The sequence below is a fragment of the Leucobacter soli genome (assembly GCF_042659205.1).
Lineage (GTDB): Bacteria > Actinomycetota > Actinomycetes > Actinomycetales > Microbacteriaceae > Leucobacter > Leucobacter soli.
The window spans coordinates 1-1,902 of record NZ_JBHSRW010000323.1 but is presented as its reverse complement, the minus strand read 5'-3'; the positions used below and the strand labels follow the sequence as shown (position 1 = coordinate 1,902).

The 1,902-nt window shown below is 69.1% G+C and carries 3 protein-coding genes; all 3 read right to left on the bottom strand.

Going from position 1 to position 1,902, the window contains the following annotated elements:
* Positions 1 to 248: CinA family protein (locus ACFPZL_RS12715; RefSeq protein ID WP_382335719.1), on the bottom strand; the 248-nt coding region annotated here is incomplete at its 3' end.
* Positions 245 to 868: a CDP-diacylglycerol--glycerol-3-phosphate 3-phosphatidyltransferase gene (pgsA, locus tag ACFPZL_RS12710; RefSeq protein WP_218113834.1), complete on the bottom strand. Its 624-nt coding sequence runs from the start codon at positions 866 to 868 to the stop codon at positions 245 to 247. The genes pgsA and ACFPZL_RS12715, both read right to left, overlap by 4 nt.
* Before the next feature lie 29 nt (positions 869 to 897).
* Positions 898 to 1,902 (bottom strand): hypothetical protein (locus ACFPZL_RS12705; RefSeq protein WP_382335717.1); only part of this gene is annotated, 1,005 nt, incomplete at its 5' end.

Genomic DNA, 1,902 nt, shown 5'->3' with positions numbered 1-1,902 from the left:
CGGGCGACCTCGGCGTCGACGGGGCCGCGCTCCGCCAGCAGTCCCCCATCGACCCCGAGCAGAGTTCGCTTGAGCGCCGTGTCATAGGCGACGACGCCGCCGGAGAACGCGATCGAGGCCCCCGGCACCGAGACCAGCTCGGCGGCGAGCAGGCCACCGGTCAGGGACTCCGCGACGGCGATCCGGGCCCGGCGATCCGTGGCGAGACGGATCACCTGCGCGGCGAGCCCGGGATCGTCGCCGCTCAACGGGGTTCCGCCTCGTCTGCCGGGGAGGCGCCGCCGCGCGCGCGATGGGATCCGCGGAGGAAGTTGACCACGTAGTCGACGCCGCTCACGAGCGTCAGAGCGACGGCGATCGACATGGTGACCAGGTTCACCGCGTGCACCCACTCTCCGAGCACCTCGGGGAACGGGAAGAGCGCCAGCGCGATCGCCACCGATTGCGCGACGGTCTTGAGCTTGCCCATCCAAGCCGCGGCGAGCACGACGGTGCGCGCTTCGAAGAGCCGGTGCACCGTGATGCCGATCTCGCGTACCAGGACGAGCACGGTCACCCACCAGGGCAGCTCGCCGAGCACCGACAGGCCGACGAGCGCCGCGCCGGTGAGGAACTTGTCCGCGATCGGATCGAGCAGCTTGCCGAGGTCCGTGATCAGCCCGCGCGAGCGCGCGAGATAGCCGTCCCAGGCGTCCGTCGCGATGGCGAGCACGAAGAAGGCGGCCGCGGCCCAGCGCAGCCAGCCCATCCGGCCGTCGTCCGCGAGCAGCATCCAGACGAAGAGCGGAGTCGCGAGGATCCGCACCCCCGTGATCACGTTCGGCGCGTTCCAGTTGGCGGGCAGTCCCCCGCGATCCGTCTCCGTCATGATGCTCGCAGCCCTTCCCGCTCGGCGGCTCAGTAGAAGTTCACCGAGACCTCGTCGCCCTTCACCGTGGTGCTGAAGTAGAGGTACTTGAACGTCGCGGAGATCTTCTCGGTCCCGCTCTTGCCCGAGAACTCCTTGCCCTTCACCGTGATGGCGGCAGAGCCGGCCTCATCGATCTCCAGACCGCTCAGGCCGCCGCTCCGCTGAGCGACGGTCGGGTACTCGTCCACCGTGACGCTGAAGCTCGTGACGTTGTAGAGCTTCGACGGATAGTAGTCCGACAGCCCGCAGGAACTCAGCCCGTACACGTCCGCCGCATCGGTCGCAGCCGCCAGGCAGTCGTCGACATGCGCCTTCACCTGCTCGTTCACCGAAGCGAAGTACGCCTCGGACGGAACGAACTCCGGATCGACCGAGACGAACATGCTGGCCGAGCCGACCTCGAAGCTGACCGGCTCCGCCAGTTCGAACAGCGCACTCGCGGTGAGCATCTCGTAGACGCCGGGGTAGGCCTCGAGGTCGTAGTCTCCGCCGACGATGCCGTCGTAGCCGGGGATCCGATACCCGTCGAGGTCGGAGAAGTAGATCTTCGGCAGCGAATAGGTGAGGCCGCGGGAGACGTACCAGCCATCGCCGTCCCGCGCGAGCTCGATGTAGTCCGTGAGCTTCGACCCGTCGAGCAGGTAGCTCACCTGCGCGGTCCCGGCGTCGTTCCGCGCCTGGAACTTGTCGATCGTGAAGTCCGTCGCCCGGTTCGACTCCGCCCAAGCCTCGGAGAGCAGCACCGCCTGTCGCTTATCGCCGTCGAGCACGCGCGCGAGCTCGTTCGCGCGGTCGATGTCGCCCTCGGCGAGCGCCGAGACGTAGCCGTCGGCCGCGCCCTTCGCGCCGCCGCCCGACATCGCGGAGAAGAGCAGCACCGCGCCGGTCACGATCAGCGCCAGGAGCAGCACGCCACCGCCGATCACCCACCATGCCCAAGCCGGCATGCCGCGCTTCGCCGGAGGCTGGCCGGAACCACCGGGCGCTCCCGC

Coding starts and splice junctions, on each gene's coding strand:
- pgsA (WP_218113834.1), bottom strand. CDS start 868: ATGACGGAGACGGATCGCGGGGGACTGCCCGCCAACTGGAACGCGCCG.